Raw genomic sequence first — 13,220 nt, 5'->3', positions numbered from 1 at the left:
TTTGAGCAGTGAATACCAGGAATCTCGACAAGTCAATAAAATCTCGAGATTCATCGGTCAATGCGAGATCAGGTAGGATCTGCGACATGACCGCCGCCCGCAGCACGACCCGCGTCGAGGACGTCTACCAGCGTCTCCGCGCGGACATCCTCAACGGTCGTCACCGACCCGGATCCCGGCTACGCGTCGAAGCGCTCAAGGACGACTACGGCGCGAGCAGCGGCGTGCTGCGCGAAGCGCTTCCCCGGCTGGTGGGGCAGGGGCTCGCCACCTTCGCGCCGCAGCAGGGGTTCCGGGTCATCGAGGTCTCCCCCGCCGCGTTGCGGGACCTGACCCAGGCGCGAGTGGTCATCGAAACGCATGTGGTGGCCGAATCCCTCAGGGACGGGTCCATCGAGTGGGAGTCCGACCTGCTCGCGGCCCACCACAATCTGGCGCGCGCGCCGTTCGCCGGCGCGGACGGAGCCATCAACGAACGATGGCTCAGCGCCCACGCCCGCTTCCACCAGGTCCTCCTGGAGGGGTGCCGTAACCAGCGGCTGCGGGAGATGGCGACCCAGTTGCGGGAATCTTCGGAGGTCTACCGGTGCTGGGCCCGCGAACCGACCGAACACAGCGGCCGGGACATCGCCGCGGAGCACAGACTCCTCTGCGAACGGGCCATCGAGCGAGACGTCCCGGGCACCGTCGAAGCACTTCGCGACCACATCGAGCGCACCACGACGATACTGCTGGACGAGTACGGACGCCGGCGCGGCGACCTCGACGCGGACCGGGCCTGAGCGACACCGGACGCGCGCTCGCTCGTGCGGCGGCCGATCCCCGCGATGCCGTCGAGCCGAGCACGACGCCCTCAGGCCCGTCGTCCGCCGTCGACCGACAGCGCGATCCCGGTGACATAGGAGGCGGCGTCCGAGCAGAGCCAGACCGCCGCCGCCGCGACCTCCTCCGGCGTGGCCAGCCGGCCGAGCGGGGTGATCGCCTCCTGCCGCGTGATCATGTCGGGGCCGGCCGCCACCTTCTCGAACCCGGCGGTGCGGGTCGGGCCGGGGCAGACGGCGTTGACCCGGATGTCGCCCGGCGCGTAGTCGACGGCGGCGACCTTGGTGAGCCCGATGATGCCGTGCTTGGCGGCCACGTAGGCGGGGGCGGTCGGGATCGCGTACAGGCCGCCGTTGGAGGCGATGTTGACGATCGCGCCGCCGCCTTTGAGCAAGGGCAGCTCGTACTTCATGCACAGGAAGGTCCCGGCCAGGTTGACGTGGACCACGCGCTCGAACTCGCTCAGGGTCATCTCGTCGAGCCGGCGGTGGTGGGAGGCCATGCCGGCGTTGTTGACGGCGAAGTCCAGGCGACCGTACGCCGTGACCGTGCGCTCGACGGCCGCCCGCACGGAGCGTTCGTCGGCGATGTCGACGGTGACGGCCAGTGCTTCCCCGCCGTCTTTCCTGATCATCTCGGTGGTCTCGGCCGCCGTGCCCTCGTCGATGTCCAGGACGGCGACCGAGGCGCCCCTCTGGGCGAACTCCAGTGCCGTCGCGCGGCCGATCCCGCTGCCGGCGCCGGTGACCAGCCCCACCTTTCCAGACATGTCGCTCATGCCAGCGGCTCGTGGTTCGCCCAGGCGACCTTGTACGGGTGCCGCGACTGCCAGCGGTCGATGACCTCGTGCAGGGCAGGCGCGGTGAACGCCTTGGCCAGTGTGTCGATGTCGGTCAGGGAAACCTGCACGATCGCGGTCGCGATCAGCGCTGGGATGGCCTCCTCGCCGGGGATGGGGATGTGCCGCCGGGCCACGACCGACTGTGCCAGACCGGTGTCGAGCATGGTTCGTTCGATATCTGCGAGGTATTGGTCGAGCTCGGTGTCAGGCAGCGGCCGATCGAAGGAAACGATCATCGTATGGTTGATCACGCATCGATTCTCGCGGGCGCATGCCATCGACGTCCAAGACCGATCCGACAATCACCGATAACCTACAGGCATGGTCGAACTGGAAACCCGCGAGCTCGAGTACTTCATGGCGGTCGCCGATGAGCTGCATTTCGGCCGGGCCGCCGTCCGGCTCTCGATCGCCCAGCCGGCGCTGTCGAAGGCGATCCGGCGGATCGAGACCCGGCTCGGCGTCCCGCTGTTCGTCCGCTCCAGCCGGCACGTCGAGCTCACCCCGGCCGGGGAGGCGCTACGGGAACACGGGCGGCATGCGCTCAACGCGGTCAGCGCCGCGGTCCAGAGCGCCCGGCGCGCGGGCGACACCCAGGCTCACCTGCGGCTGGTACTCAAACCGGGCGGGGACGCCGGCCTGCTGTCCGGGATCCTGGCTCAATACGCCCACCAGCCCGACGCCCGCCGGGTGGACATCCTGTTCAGCGGCCCCGCCGACCGCTCCGACTTCCTGCGCGACGGCCGGGCCGACGTCGGCCTGCTCTACGCGCCGTTCGACGATCTCGACGGCCTGGCCCACGAGACGCTGCACGCCGAGGACCGCGTGGCCATCGTCCCGTCCGGGCACCGGCTGGCCGCACAGGCTTCGGTGCTCATGTCCGATCTGGAGGGCGAGACGCTGCCGCGCTGGAAAGGGGTCCCCGGAGGGAACGGCGCCGGTCCCGAGGTCGCCGACGTGGTCCAACTGCTTCACATGATCGCGTTGGGCCGGATGATCGGGGTACTGCCCCGCTCACTGGTCGAACCGGCCCCGGCCGGCCTGGTCTGCGTCCCGGTGGCCGACGCGCCGCCCAGCAGTCTCGTGCTCGCCTGGAACGAGCACGAGCGCAGGCCGCTGGTCGCGTCGTTCGTGGCCGCCGCGCTGGATGCCCGGTCGCACCGGACGATCTCGGGACGGGTACAGAAGCTACCTTCGGCTTCCACCCGATGACGGTCTCCCGGGCGGCTTGAACCGCCGGCCCTCGTGCTGTGGCGGGCAACGCCGGCTCCAACTGAGGGTCACGCCGGTGGCCGGGCGAGTTTGGCGGCCACGGCGTCGAGGACCCAGTCCAGGCCGGCCGCGAAGGACGTCTCGGGATCCATCTCCGGGCCGTCGTGCACGGCCTTGGCCAGCGCGGGGAAGCGGCCCGTGGCCAGCATCCTCATCAGGTGCGGGCCGGAGGCGCGCTGCCAGTCGCGCTTGGACAGGCCCGTGGCGCGCTCGGCCCGCAGGTCCGCGATCTCGCGCCTGATCGCGCCGGTGAAGTAGGCGCCGACGGTCTCCACGGCGCGCATGACGGTCTCCAGGTCGGCGAGCCCGTCGAGAGCGGCCAGCGTGGCCTCGGTCACGGCGAGGGCGTTCGGACCCAGGGTGGGACGGCCGCCGAGCAGGTCGGCCAGCCATTCGTGACGGAGGGCGGCCTGCCTGGTGCGGTGGGCGCGCACGCGCAGGACCTCCCGCCAGTCGCCGGGCTGCTCCTCCGGGAGGATCTCGGCGTGGACCTCGTCCACCATGAGGTCGAACAGCTCTTCCTTGCTGGAGATGAACCCGTACAGCCGCATGGGCCCGGCGTCGAGCCGGGCGGCGACCTTGCGCAACGACACCGCCTCCAGCCCGCCCTCGTCGGCCAGGGCGATGGCGGCGGCGACGATTCGCTCGCGGTCGAGCGGGACGGGGCGAGTCGGCGGCTCCGGCCGGTCCCACACAGTCATGGGTACATCGTACTGTTGCGATACAGCGTATCGAAGAAATACAGTGTATCGACATGAGACATCGTATCGCCGTGATCGGGGGCGGCCCCGCCGGCCTTACCTTCGCCCGCGTCCTGCACCGCCACGACCAACCCGTCACCGTAATCGAACGCGATCCCGCCCCCGACGCCCGTCCCCCGGGCGGCACGCTGGACCTGCGCGAAGAGCTGGGCCAGCTCGCGCTGAGCAAGGCGGGGCTCCTGGCGGAGTTCCAGGCGCTGTCCCGTCCCGAAGGGCAGGCCATGCGCATCCTGGACGTGGACGGGACCGTCCTGCGCGACTGGCGACCCCGTCCCGACGAACGTGCCAATCCGGAGATCGACCGCGGGCAGCTCCGTGACCTGCTGCTCGGCCCCTTGGACGTTCAGTGGGGGCGGGGCGTGACGGAGGTGGTGCCGGGGACCCGCGATGGCGTGCTGGTCCGTTCCGCCGACGGGCGAGAGGAGACGTTCGACCTCGTGGTCGGCGCGGACGGCGCCTGGTCCCGGGTCCGCCCGGCGGTCTCGCCCGCGACGCCGCACTACACCGGCGTCACCGTGGTCGAGACGTCCCTGGACGACGTCGACACCCGCCACCCCGGCCTCGCCCGGCTGATCGGCGACGGTTCCATGGCCGTGTACGGCGTGAACCGCGCCCTCGTCGCCCAGCGCAACAGCGGCGGCCACGTCAAGGTGTACGCCCAGTTCCGCGCGCCGCTGGACTGGCACACGGACCTGGGCCGGTACATGGGCCTGAACGGACGCACGGGCCTGGACCTGGCCGACGCCGAGGCCGTGCGATCAAGCCTGCTGGCCCTGTTCGACGGCTGGGCCGCCCCCGTCCTCGACCTCCTCCGCCACGGCACCGCTTTCGCCCACCGCCCCCTCTACGTCCTGCCCGTGTCCCACATCTGGGCCCACGTCCCCGGGGTGACGCTACTGGGCGACGCCGCCCACCTGATGCCCCCATTGGGGGTGGGCGCGAACCTCGCGATGCTGGAGGGCGCCGAACTCGCCGAGTCCGTCGCCGCCGCCCCCGGCGATCTGGACGAGGCCGTCCGCGCCTTCGAGGAACAGATGTGGGCACGGGCCGGCAGGTGGGCGAAGATCACGACGGCCGGTCTGGAGCGCCTCGTGAGCCCTGACCCTGCCGAGGCCCTCGCCCTCTTCGACGAACTTCAGCCATCCTGACCGCCGACCGCCACCTGGCGGCCGGCGGCGGCGAGCTGTGCTGCCGGAGGCCACCTCCAGCCGGCCGTCCGGCACGACCTCCCCGGATCGGGACGTTCTCCGAGGAGCCGCCTCATGGCCTCATGCCGTCGGGGAACCCGGTCCAGCGCAGGTCGGCCGGGAGGTGGCTCATGTCGTTGAACATCACGAGCGTCGGCGGCAGGCCGGTGCGGTGGTCGATGACCGTGAGTGCGGCGTTGGCGCTGTTGAGGCCGAGCCACCGCGACGGCGGCGCGTCCAGGGCGTGCCGTACCAGCCAGGCGATCTGGTAGGCGTGCGTCACCAGGACCTCGTGGGTGTCGCGCCGGGTCCCTGTCATCTCGGGGGACTTGGTGAACCGGGCGACCAGGGCGTCGGCGAGCTCCTGGCCCGAGGCCGCCTCGGCGTCGTCGTAGCCGTCGAAGAAGCCGGCCCAGGATGGGGGCGTTTCGGCCGGTCGAGGAACGTAGGGCACATGGTCGATGAGTTCGGCGGCCTCGGCGACGGGCGCGTTCCGCAGGTGCCGGGCGAGTTCGTGCGCGCTGGCCGCGGCACGCGGTAGCGGAGAGTGCCACACGGTGTCGACCGGTAGGCCGGCGAGCCGTTCGCCCAGCAGGCCCATCTGCCGGCGGCCGATGTCGGTGAGGTTCCCGAATGCGTCGGCCGCGCCGTGGCGGGCCAGGTAGAGGTGTCGCGTGCTCATTGGAGTATCGGTCACGCATCGGCCGCCGTGACGGTGCCGGTGCCGCCGTCGATGGTGATGGTGCTGCCGTCGTGGATTTTGCTGGTCGCGTCCGGGATGCCGAGGACCGCGGGGATGCCGTGCTCGCGAGCGACGATCGCGGCGTGGGACAGCACGCCGCCGGTTTCGGTGATGACGCCGGCCGCGATGCGCAGCAGTGGCGTCCAGGCGGGGTCGGTGAAGGGGCAGACGATGATGTCGCCCGGGTGCGCGCGTGTGAAGTCGCGGGGACCGCGGACGATCCTGGCGGGGCCGGTCACGACCCCGTGGCTGCCGGGTGTCCCGGTCAGCGTGGCCGAGGTGTGGCCGGTGGGCGAGGGCCACGCCGGGGGTGCGGCGGTGACCGGCCGTGCCTGCAGGATCCAGGTACGCCCGTCGGCGATCGCCCACTCGACGTCCTGCGGTCCACCCTGGACGGCGGCGATCTCCCTGCCCAGCTCGGCGAGCAGTCCGGCGGTCGCGTCGTCGATCGTCGGCCGGTCGCGGGCACGGGTGGGCACGTCCGACATGACGAGCCGCCCGCCGCGCCGGTCGAGGCGGGTCCGTTTGTGCGCGACCGCGCGGGTGACCGACCCGTCCTCGGCGACGCGGTAGGCATCGGGGGTGACCGTGCCGCCGACGATGCTGGGGCCGAGCCCCCAGGACGCCTCGATGCGGATCGCGTCGTCCGGGTCCGCGGGGGTGAACATGACCCCCGACACCTCGGCGTCCAGATGGCGTTGCACGAGGACGGCCATGACGAGATCGTCGAAGGGCCGGCCGGCGGCGTCCCGGTAGTCGACGGCGCGCGAAGTGAACAGCGAGGCCCAGCAGGCGCGTACGGCGCCGGTGACCGCCCCCACTCCGCGCACGGCGAGGAAGCTGTCGTGCTGACCGGCCGCCGACGTCTGGCCGGTGTCCTCATGCGCGGCCGACGACCTCACCGCGACGGGCGGATCGCCGAGCGCGCCGAGCGCGCGTCCGAGCGCGTCGATCAGGGTGGCGTGGACCGGGCGGGCCTCGATCGCCCGCCGCACGGCGTCGAGATGGTCCGGCTCGCCGGTGGACCGCTCGAGGTCCAGGTCGCGGATGGCGGCGCGGTAAGCGGCGAACGGCACGACGAAGCCGTCGGGAACCGGCAGTCCCGCGCGGAGCAGCGCGCCGAGCGCACCGGCCTTGCCTCCGCACGTGTCGGCGGCAGCCGACCTGAGGGGCACGAGCATCCACCCCGCCTTTCAACGAATGATTGACAATAATTCGTTGATTGTGGATCATGAGGGGCATGTCACGCAAGCAGGACATCGCTCACACCGGGCGCGCGGACCACGCCCAGGCCGACCGCGAGCACGCCGCGAGCGAGCGCCTTCTCCGCCTGGGCGCGGACGCGCTCGACGCCCGTCCATGGCGTCCCTCACCGGCCCCGCCGTCGGCCGTCGACCTCGTCCAGTTCGCCGTCTGGCGCAACGCCGACCTGGACCCGGAGGACGTCCTGGGCGCGCTGGCCCTCCTCCCGGCCGCCCGCGCCGAAGTCGAAGGACTCGAATCCGCCCTGCTGTTCATCGCCCGCAGCGCCGGACTGACCTGGGCGCAGATGGCGAACGCGATGGGATTCAACTCCCCCCAGGCGTGCCAGCAGCACTACACCCGCCTGACGGCACGACAGGACGGCGGCTCGTGACCCGCGACTCTGCACCCGGCCTGCTGATCCTGCACGCGGTACGCATCCTCGGGTTCGCGGACACCCCGATGATCGCGCAGCGCTACGGGCTCGATGCGGCCCAGGCCGAAGAGCTGCTGCTCGACGCCGAGGCACGCGGCTGGGCCGGGCACACCGCCTTCGCCGGCTCCGCGGGCTGGTCACTGACCGAAGCGGGCCGGGCCGAGAACGAGCGCCTGCTCGCCGCCGAGCTCGCACGCGTCGGCGGCGCCGAGGAGGTCCGGAACGTCTACCGGGAGTTCCTCCCGCTGAACGCCCTCCTGCTACGCGCCTGCACCGACTGGCAACTCCGGCCCACCGCCGGCGACCGGCTCGCCGTCAACGACCACCGCGATCCCGCCTGGGACGCCCGGGTCCTGCGCGAGCTCGACGGCATCTCCCGCGCGCTCACGCCGCTGGCCGACCGGCTCGCGAGCGTCCTGACACGGTTGCGCGGATACGACACCCGATTCACCGCGGCCCTGGCGCGCGCCCGGGCCGGGGAGAGCGCCTGGGTGGACCACACCGACGTCGACTCCTGCCATCGCGTCTGGTTCCAGCTCCATGAAGACCTCATCGCCACGCTCGGCATCGACCGGCACGCGCATCCTTGACCTGGTACAGGTGGCGGGTTCCGGTCCTGAGGAGCGCAGCAGCGGGTTCACCGCCCTGGGCGTCAGGCCCAGCATCTCCCGCATCCACCGCGTCAGGTGCGCCTGGTCGGCGAAGCCGCTCGTGGTCGCCGCGCCGGCCAGTGACTCCTCGTCGCGCAGCGCCTCGACCGCTCTGCGCAGCCGGCGCCAGGCACGCCAGCGCGCCAGCGGCATGCCGAGCTGGCCGCGCGCCAAGGAGCGCAGACGTTGTGGGGACAGGCCGACCCTCGCGGCCACGTCCGCCAGCGGGACCGATCCGTCCGACAGCGCCGCCATCGCCGCGAGCAGGCGGGGGTCGAGTTCGCCGGCCGGCCTGGCGCCGGCGTGGCGGACGTCGCTCTCGGCGAGACGGCGCAGTTCGGGTGCGGCGGTGATCCTCTGGCCGTAACGCCGGCGCAGCTCGTCGGCCATCGCACATTGCGGCTCGACGAAGAACACCCGAAGGTCGGCCGTGGCGAGCAGCTGGTGCCGCACCATGGGCGGCACGACGAGCGCGGGCGCCTGGTGACGCCCGCCGTCGGCGTCCACCATGACCACCTCGCCCACGGGCGCGACGGCGATCTGAAAGGCGGCGTGCCGGTGCGGGGCGCTGTCCATCGACGGGCCCTGGTAGAAGGCGTAGCCACGCCCGACGACGAAATCGGGCCCCAGCCTCTCGCCGCCCCGTTCATCGCCGGCCATACGGCAACCCTAATCGGCCACACCGTCGCCCACGTCGGGCCGCCTCCGCGGTACATGGGGCATTGCTCCGGTGTGAGACCGGCGCCGCCCTTCACCTCTGGAGACCCTCCTTCGGGCCGCGGCGCGTCGCGTGGCCGGTCATGTCGTCCTGCGGACGACCAGCTCCAGTTCCAGGGCCAGGTCGCGGGCGGTGGTGCGGTGCTCGAGCCGCTGGATGAGGCGTTCCATGGCGGCGCGACCGGAGTCCTCCAGCGGCTGGCGGATGGTGGTGAGGTCCATGACCTCGGCGAGTTCGCCGTCGTCGAAGCCGACCACGGCGACGTCGCGGGGAACGGCGAGACCGAGGTCGCGGGCCGCGCGCAGGACCCCGGCGGCGAGGGTGTCGTCGGCGGCGAAGACGGCGGCCGGGCGCTCCGGCCGGGACAGCAGTTCGCGGGCGGCCGCCAGGGCCTCCCGCGCGCGATGGCGGACCAGCCGTACGTCCTCGTCGCGCAGGGGGTGACCGGCCTCGGCGAGCGCGGCGCGGTACCCCTCGAGTCTGCGCTGGGAGGGCGAGACGTAGCGCTCGGAGGTCTGGGCCTCACCCAGGAAGCCGAATCTGTGATGGCCGCGTTCCAGCAGGTGCCCGGCGGCCATGCGACCCCCGGCGGTGTCGTCGGTGTGCACGGCGTCGAAGCCGGGGTGGCGTACGTCGAGCAGGACGGCCGGGAGGGCCAGGCCGGTGAGGCGGCCGGCCACGGTCTCGTCGAGGGGGATGCTGATCACGATGAGCCCGTCGAGGCGGCCGGTGACGGGCAGGCTTGCCAGCAGGGGCGATGCGCTTTCGGCGGCCGACTCCTGGTCGAACAGGACGACTTCCAGCGGCCGCGGGCCGATGGCGTCCAGGATGCCGTTCAGGCGCCGGGCCACCGAGGGATAGGAGGTGAAGGGCGCGATCACGCCGATGCGGCCGACGCCACGGCGGGCCTTGGCCACGGCGTCCGGTTTGGGGGTGAAGCCGAGCGCGTCCACGGCGGCGAGCACCCTGCTGCGGGTCTGCTCGCTGACCCTCTCGGGCGAGTTGAGTGCCCGTGAGACGGTGGAGATGCTGACGCCCGCCTGGGTGGCCACGTCGTAGATGGTCGGCGGGGTCGTCACGGCGCGCTCCCTCCTTGGTCCGTCGACGAACGGATTCTGCTATGGAAAGTGCTTCCATGCAAGCACTTGACATGGCGGTGATCCTCGCATGTCCTGGTACGGCGGCCGGGAACCAGGGATCGAGGAGGACCATGAGTGGTTCGTACGTGGTGACGGGTGGGGGCCGGGGCATCGGCCGCGCCGTGGCCGAGCGGCTGGTGGCCGCGGGCGGCACGGTGGTGGCCATCGAGCAGGATCCGGCGAGCCTCGCCTGGACGAAAGGGCATCCGGCACAAGGACGTCTGATCGGGTTGGCGGGCGACGCGGCCGACGATCGCGTCGCCGAGCGGGCCGCCGACGCGGCCGAGGCCGCGGCGCCCCTGGCGGGCTGGGTCAACAACGCCGCGGTGTTCCGCGATGCCTCGGTGCACTCGTCCACCGCCCGGCGGGTACTCGAGTTGATCGCGTCGAACCTGGAGGTGGCCCTGATCGGCTGCGCGACCGCGGTCCGCCGGTTCCTCGCCGCCGGATCCCCTGGGGCGATCGTCAACGTCTCCTCCCACCAGGCGCGCCAGGCGGTCCCGGGTGCGTTGCCGTACGTGACCGCCAAGGCGGCCATCGAGGGGATGACCAGGGCGCTGGCCGTCGAATACGGGCCGTGCGGCATCCGCGTCAACGCGGTGGCGCCCGGCTCGGTGCGCACCGAGCGCTACGCCGATCACCTGGCCGCCCAAGGCCCGGAAGCCGCCGCCCGTATCGAGGAGCAGATGGCCGCCGTGCACCCTCTGGGCCGCGTGGCGGACGCCCACGAGGTCGCCTCGGCCATCACCTACCTGCTGTCACCCGAGGCCGGCTTCATCACCGGCGCGACCGTCCCGGTCGACGGCGGCCGCACCGTGCTCGCCCACGACCCGGAGGCCAGAAGGTACGCGTGACCGGTGAAGAGCCATCCGCCCGTACCCGCGGGTCGCGCGCTGTCAGGAGAGCTCCTTCTCGACCGTGCTCACACCGGGGAGCTCGCCGACCGCGCGCCTGACGCGGTCGTGCGCGTCCGGAGCCGACAGGACCAGATGGAAGGTCTCCGGGATGTGCACGAACAGCTGCCGATCGTCCGGTGGCCGGGCGGACACCACCCACATGGCGTCCTTGAAGGCGTGCTCGCGATCTTCCAGGTAGATGGCGCCGACACCGTCGATGGTGTGAAGGGCCTGGTAGACGGCGTCCTTCTCGGCCGCGGTGGCCGCGCCGCGCCCGGCGCACCGCTCGTCCTTCTCCAGAGGGGTGGGCGGGCAGAGCCGGACGAGCACATCGGTCCTGCCGGCCCAGAAGGTCGTCCCGCCCAGGTAGACGTCAGATACTCCGGGCAGTGCCCGCGCCTTGGACCGGAAGTCCCCTGTCGTGGTGGTCAGCTTCATCACGAAGGATTCCGGCATGTCGGATTCGCCGACCTCTTTAGGAGGCAGGCCGATCGCCTCCGTCGAGTGGCCGAAGACCTTGGTGAAGTTCTTCAACGCCTCCGCACGGGACTGGAACCGCACGGCGGACACCTCGGGCATGCCCCGGAGGGTGCGTTCGAGCGTCAGGCGCTGCTCGGCCGTGATCTCCCGCCGTCCGCAGCCCTGCACACTGACACCCCCGCACAGGAACACCAATGCCTCCCCCGTCGCCGGCCACGGGACCGCCGGCGGCGGCAGCGGCCCCGCCGGCGGACGCCGCGCGACCCACACCCCCACGCCCAGCCCGGCGGTGATCAGGACCACGACCACCGCCACCACCAACGGCCATCTCCACCGCGCGCCGGGATGCTCCAGGACTTCTTCGAGGGACATGCGCACGACTGTGTCCGGCGCGCGTCTCAAGGTCAACTCGCGTGGGACGGCGTCCGTGGGCGATCGGGCCGCAGGGCCGGTGAGCTCAGGCGATGAAGCGCCTCTGGTCACCGGAGGAGCACCCGTCGAGTGGCAGGGGGACGGGGCGCAGGTCGAGCAGGGTGAGCAGGTCGGCGAGCGGGTCGCCTACGCCCGCCAGGTGCACGCGGGCGGGGGCGGTGTTGACGGCGCATACCAGCAGGCGGGCGGCGTCCATGTCGGTGAGGGTGAGGTCGCTGACGTCGACGGTGACGGTGTCGACGCCGGCCGGGGTGTCCTCGAGGAGGTGGTCGAGCATGACGGCGAGGGCCTCGCGGTTGCTGCTGTCGGCGTTGCCGCTGAGGACGAGGGCGTCGGGGGCGCGGCGCATGCGCAGCAGGGGCCGCCAGTGCTCCTTGACGCCGGCGCCGGCCTGAGCTGTGCCGGGGTGGGCGCGGCTGAGGCGTTCGAGTTCGGCGGTGGTGAACAGGCGACGGTCGTAGCAGCACAGCACCATGGCCCGGCCTTGGGAGAAGATGCGGTTGGCCTGCGCCTCGTACCAGGCGAGGCGTTCGACGCCGGAGACCTGGTGGACGCTCCAGCCCATGTCGGCGGCGACCCGCAGCCCGGTGTAGCCCTGGGCGTGGGCGTCGTCGATGGCCTTGCTCCAGCCCCGCAGGGCGTGTTCGGGGTCGACGGCGCCGTAGGCGAGGTAGGACTCGTCGGAGGTGGAGACCTGGAGCTGGCCGTCGCGGCGGGGGCCGTCGACGTCGACACCGTAGGCGCCGAGGGCGGCCAGGAAGGCCTGGGGCAGGAAGGTGTCGGTGAGGTAGAGCACCTGGTGGTGCTGGGCGAGGCCGCCCTGGACGAACCGGGCCAGGGCGTTGAGATGTCGCTCGTGGTCGTCGAAGGTCCAGCAGACGTGGTCGCCCAACGTGAGCGCGTCGACCGTGGTCGGGTGTGCCATGAGGGTTCCTGCTGGTAGGGGACGTCGGGCTCGGCAGCGACGGTCACAGCGCCAACGGCCCGGCAGCCGGTCCCCGCAGTCCTTCATGCTATCCGACGGGGAATTCCAGGAAAATGCCCGCATCCGGGGGTGGCGGCGCCTCCCCCGGGGGTGCGGGCCCGCCGTCAGACGCCTTCGGGGACGTCCAGGGCCGTCCCGTACAGGCGGGTGACGGCGATGGTGAGCACGACGCGTTCGTCGGCGACCATCTGTTCCAGGAACGCCGCTTCGTCGGCGGGGTCGTCGAAGCCGGGGGTCAGGGCCAGCAGTTGGCGGCCGACGGCGTCGCCGGGGGTGCGGCTGGGCTCGGAGACCTCGGCCAGGCCCTCGGCGACGGCGTAGGAGAACGGGCCGGCGCTGACGTGCAGGGTGGCGCGGGGGTCGTTGCGCAGGTGGCGGGCCTTGAGGCGGCCGGCGGTGGTGGAGATCCGCAGCCGCCGCTCCTGCGGGCTCCAGGCGTAGAGGATGGTGGCCAGGTGGGGGTGGCCGTCGCGTTTGAGAGTGGCCAGCACTCCGAACTTCTGTCCGGCGAGGAGCCGGGAGAGTTCCTGCTCGCCGAGGAGGCGGGGGGCGGGGCCGGATCCGGGCTTGGTGGTGGTCATCGTGGCGCCTTCGGGGTGCGTGGTGCGGGCGGCTGT

The 13,220-nt window shown here is 72.1% G+C and carries 15 protein-coding genes and 1 pseudogene; 6 read left to right on the top strand and 10 right to left on the bottom strand.

Annotated features, from left to right (window positions below):
* Window positions 1-86 precede the first annotated feature (86 nt).
* Window positions 87-782 (top strand): GntR family transcriptional regulator, encoded by a 696-nt coding sequence (locus KIK05_RS09695; protein ID WP_214410266.1) that lies wholly within the window; start codon window positions 87-89, stop codon window positions 780-782.
* Window positions 783-853: 71 nt separating this feature from the next.
* On the opposite strand, the gene KIK05_RS09690 is transcribed toward KIK05_RS09695, so the two are convergent.
* Window positions 854-1,591 (bottom strand): SDR family NAD(P)-dependent oxidoreductase, encoded by a 738-nt coding sequence (locus KIK05_RS09690; protein ID WP_214410265.1) that lies wholly within the window; start codon window positions 1,589-1,591, stop codon window positions 854-856.
* 5 nt (window positions 1,592-1,596) lie between these two features.
* On the bottom strand, window positions 1,597-1,914 hold the full coding sequence (locus KIK05_RS09685; protein WP_214410264.1) for a hypothetical protein: 318 nt from the start codon (window positions 1,912-1,914) through the stop codon (window positions 1,597-1,599).
* A 70-nt stretch (window positions 1,915-1,984) separates the two neighbouring features.
* On the opposite strand from KIK05_RS09685, the gene KIK05_RS09680 reads away from it, so the two are divergent.
* Window positions 1,985-2,875 carry a LysR family transcriptional regulator gene (locus KIK05_RS09680; RefSeq protein WP_214410263.1) on the top strand — a complete coding sequence of 297 codons (891 nt, stop codon included), beginning with the start codon at window positions 1,985-1,987 and terminating at the stop codon, window positions 2,873-2,875.
* A gap of 68 nt (window positions 2,876-2,943) precedes the next feature.
* Here the strand turns inward: KIK05_RS09680 and KIK05_RS09675 are convergent, their stop codons facing one another.
* Window positions 2,944-3,636: a TetR/AcrR family transcriptional regulator gene (locus KIK05_RS09675; protein ID WP_214410262.1), complete on the bottom strand. Its 693-nt coding sequence runs from the start codon at window positions 3,634-3,636 to the stop codon at window positions 2,944-2,946.
* Between the two features lie 53 nt (window positions 3,637-3,689).
* On the opposite strand from KIK05_RS09675, the gene KIK05_RS09670 reads away from it, so the two are divergent.
* Complete coding sequence (locus KIK05_RS09670; RefSeq protein WP_214410261.1) at window positions 3,690-4,844, top strand: FAD-dependent oxidoreductase; 1,155 nt, start codon at window positions 3,690-3,692, stop codon at window positions 4,842-4,844.
* 112 nt (window positions 4,845-4,956) lie between these two features.
* Here KIK05_RS09670 and KIK05_RS09665 read toward each other — a convergent pair whose 3' ends face one another.
* A complete protein-coding gene (locus tag KIK05_RS09665; RefSeq protein WP_214410260.1) occupies window positions 4,957-5,565 on the bottom strand; it encodes a histidine phosphatase family protein in 609 nt (202 codons plus the stop codon).
* An 11-nt stretch (window positions 5,566-5,576) separates the two neighbouring features.
* Window positions 5,577-6,806 (bottom strand): PEP/pyruvate-binding domain-containing protein, encoded by a 1,230-nt coding sequence (locus KIK05_RS09660; RefSeq protein WP_214410259.1) that lies wholly within the window; start codon window positions 6,804-6,806, stop codon window positions 5,577-5,579.
* A 59-nt stretch (window positions 6,807-6,865) separates the two neighbouring features.
* On the opposite strand from KIK05_RS09660, the gene KIK05_RS09655 reads away from it, so the two are divergent.
* A complete protein-coding gene (locus KIK05_RS09655; RefSeq protein WP_214410258.1) occupies window positions 6,866-7,261 on the top strand; it encodes a DNA-binding protein in 396 nt (131 codons plus the stop codon).
* The gene (locus tag KIK05_RS09650; protein ID WP_214410257.1) at window positions 7,258-7,893 is read left to right on the top strand and encodes a DUF885 domain-containing protein; all 636 of its coding nucleotides are present in this window, start codon (window positions 7,258-7,260) and stop codon (window positions 7,891-7,893) included. The genes KIK05_RS09655 and KIK05_RS09650 overlap by 4 nt, the downstream gene beginning before the upstream one ends.
* Before the next feature lie 111 nt (window positions 7,894-8,004).
* Here the strand turns inward: KIK05_RS09650 and KIK05_RS49395 are convergent.
* Together KIK05_RS49395 and KIK05_RS09640 are read right to left on the bottom strand one after the other, a co-directional pair.
* Window positions 8,005-8,106 (bottom strand): annotated as a pseudogene (locus KIK05_RS49395) (AraC family transcriptional regulator); the annotation flags it as partial.
* Window positions 8,107-8,751: 645 nt separating this feature from the next.
* Complete coding sequence (locus tag KIK05_RS09640; protein ID WP_214410256.1) at window positions 8,752-9,750, bottom strand: LacI family DNA-binding transcriptional regulator; 999 nt, start codon at window positions 9,748-9,750, stop codon at window positions 8,752-8,754.
* A 131-nt stretch (window positions 9,751-9,881) separates the two neighbouring features.
* On the opposite strand from KIK05_RS09640, the gene KIK05_RS09635 reads away from it, so the two are divergent.
* Window positions 9,882-10,664 (top strand): SDR family NAD(P)-dependent oxidoreductase, encoded by a 783-nt coding sequence (locus KIK05_RS09635; RefSeq protein ID WP_250562513.1) that lies wholly within the window; start codon window positions 9,882-9,884, stop codon window positions 10,662-10,664.
* Window positions 10,665-10,706: 42 nt separating this feature from the next.
* Here KIK05_RS09635 and KIK05_RS09630 read toward each other — a convergent pair whose 3' ends face one another.
* The 3 genes from KIK05_RS09630 to KIK05_RS09620 all read right to left on the bottom strand — a co-directional run bounded on the left by KIK05_RS09630 (window position 10,707) and on the right by KIK05_RS09620 (window position 13,184).
* A complete protein-coding gene (locus KIK05_RS09630) occupies window positions 10,707-11,558 on the bottom strand; it encodes a permease-like cell division protein FtsX (protein ID WP_214410255.1) in 852 nt (283 codons plus the stop codon).
* Window positions 11,559-11,643: 85 nt separating this feature from the next.
* Entirely contained in the window at window positions 11,644-12,543 is a 900-nt protein-coding gene (locus KIK05_RS09625; protein WP_214410254.1) for an MEDS domain-containing protein, read from the bottom strand.
* A gap of 164 nt (window positions 12,544-12,707) precedes the next feature.
* Window positions 12,708-13,184, bottom strand: a complete 477-nt coding sequence (locus tag KIK05_RS09620) for a PPOX class F420-dependent oxidoreductase (RefSeq protein ID WP_214410253.1) — start codon at window positions 13,182-13,184, stop codon at window positions 12,708-12,710.
* Between the last annotated feature and the right edge of the window lie 36 nt (window positions 13,185-13,220).

It is taken from the genome of Sphaerisporangium fuscum (assembly GCF_018531465.1).
In the GTDB taxonomy this organism is placed as follows: domain Bacteria; phylum Actinomycetota; class Actinomycetes; order Streptosporangiales; family Streptosporangiaceae; genus Sphaerisporangium; species Sphaerisporangium fuscum.
This window is presented reverse-complemented; position numbering and strand designations above follow the sequence as displayed.

What these genes read in the sequence shown, in the direction of transcription:
- KIK05_RS09695 (WP_214410266.1), top strand. Translation starts at nt 87, where the DNA reads ATGACCGCCGCCCGCAGCACGACCCGCGTCGAGGACGTCTACCAGCGT.
- KIK05_RS09690 (WP_214410265.1), bottom strand. Translation starts at nt 1,591, where the DNA reads ATGTCTGGAAAGGTGGGGCTGGTCACCGGCGCCGGCAGCGGGATCGGC.
- KIK05_RS09680 (WP_214410263.1), top strand. Translation starts at nt 1,985, where the DNA reads ATGGTCGAACTGGAAACCCGCGAGCTCGAGTACTTCATGGCGGTCGCC.
- KIK05_RS09675 (WP_214410262.1), bottom strand. Translation starts at nt 3,636, where the DNA reads ATGACTGTGTGGGACCGGCCGGAGCCGCCGACTCGCCCCGTCCCGCTC.
- KIK05_RS09670 (WP_214410261.1), top strand. Translation starts at nt 3,690, where the DNA reads ATGAGACATCGTATCGCCGTGATCGGGGGCGGCCCCGCCGGCCTTACC.
- KIK05_RS09665 (WP_214410260.1), bottom strand. Translation starts at nt 5,565, where the DNA reads ATGAGCACGCGACACCTCTACCTGGCCCGCCACGGCGCGGCCGACGCA.
- KIK05_RS09660 (WP_214410259.1), bottom strand. Translation starts at nt 6,806, where the DNA reads ATGCTCGTGCCCCTCAGGTCGGCTGCCGCCGACACGTGCGGAGGCAAG.
- KIK05_RS09655 (WP_214410258.1), top strand. Translation starts at nt 6,866, where the DNA reads ATGTCACGCAAGCAGGACATCGCTCACACCGGGCGCGCGGACCACGCC.
- KIK05_RS09635 (WP_250562513.1), top strand. Translation starts at nt 9,882, where the DNA reads ATGAGTGGTTCGTACGTGGTGACGGGTGGGGGCCGGGGCATCGGCCGC.
- KIK05_RS09630 (WP_214410255.1), bottom strand. Translation starts at nt 11,558, where the DNA reads ATGTCCCTCGAAGAAGTCCTGGAGCATCCCGGCGCGCGGTGGAGATGG.
- KIK05_RS09625 (WP_214410254.1), bottom strand. Translation starts at nt 12,543, where the DNA reads ATGGCACACCCGACCACGGTCGACGCGCTCACGTTGGGCGACCACGTC.
- KIK05_RS09620 (WP_214410253.1), bottom strand. Translation starts at nt 13,184, where the DNA reads ATGACCACCACCAAGCCCGGATCCGGCCCCGCCCCCCGCCTCCTCGGC.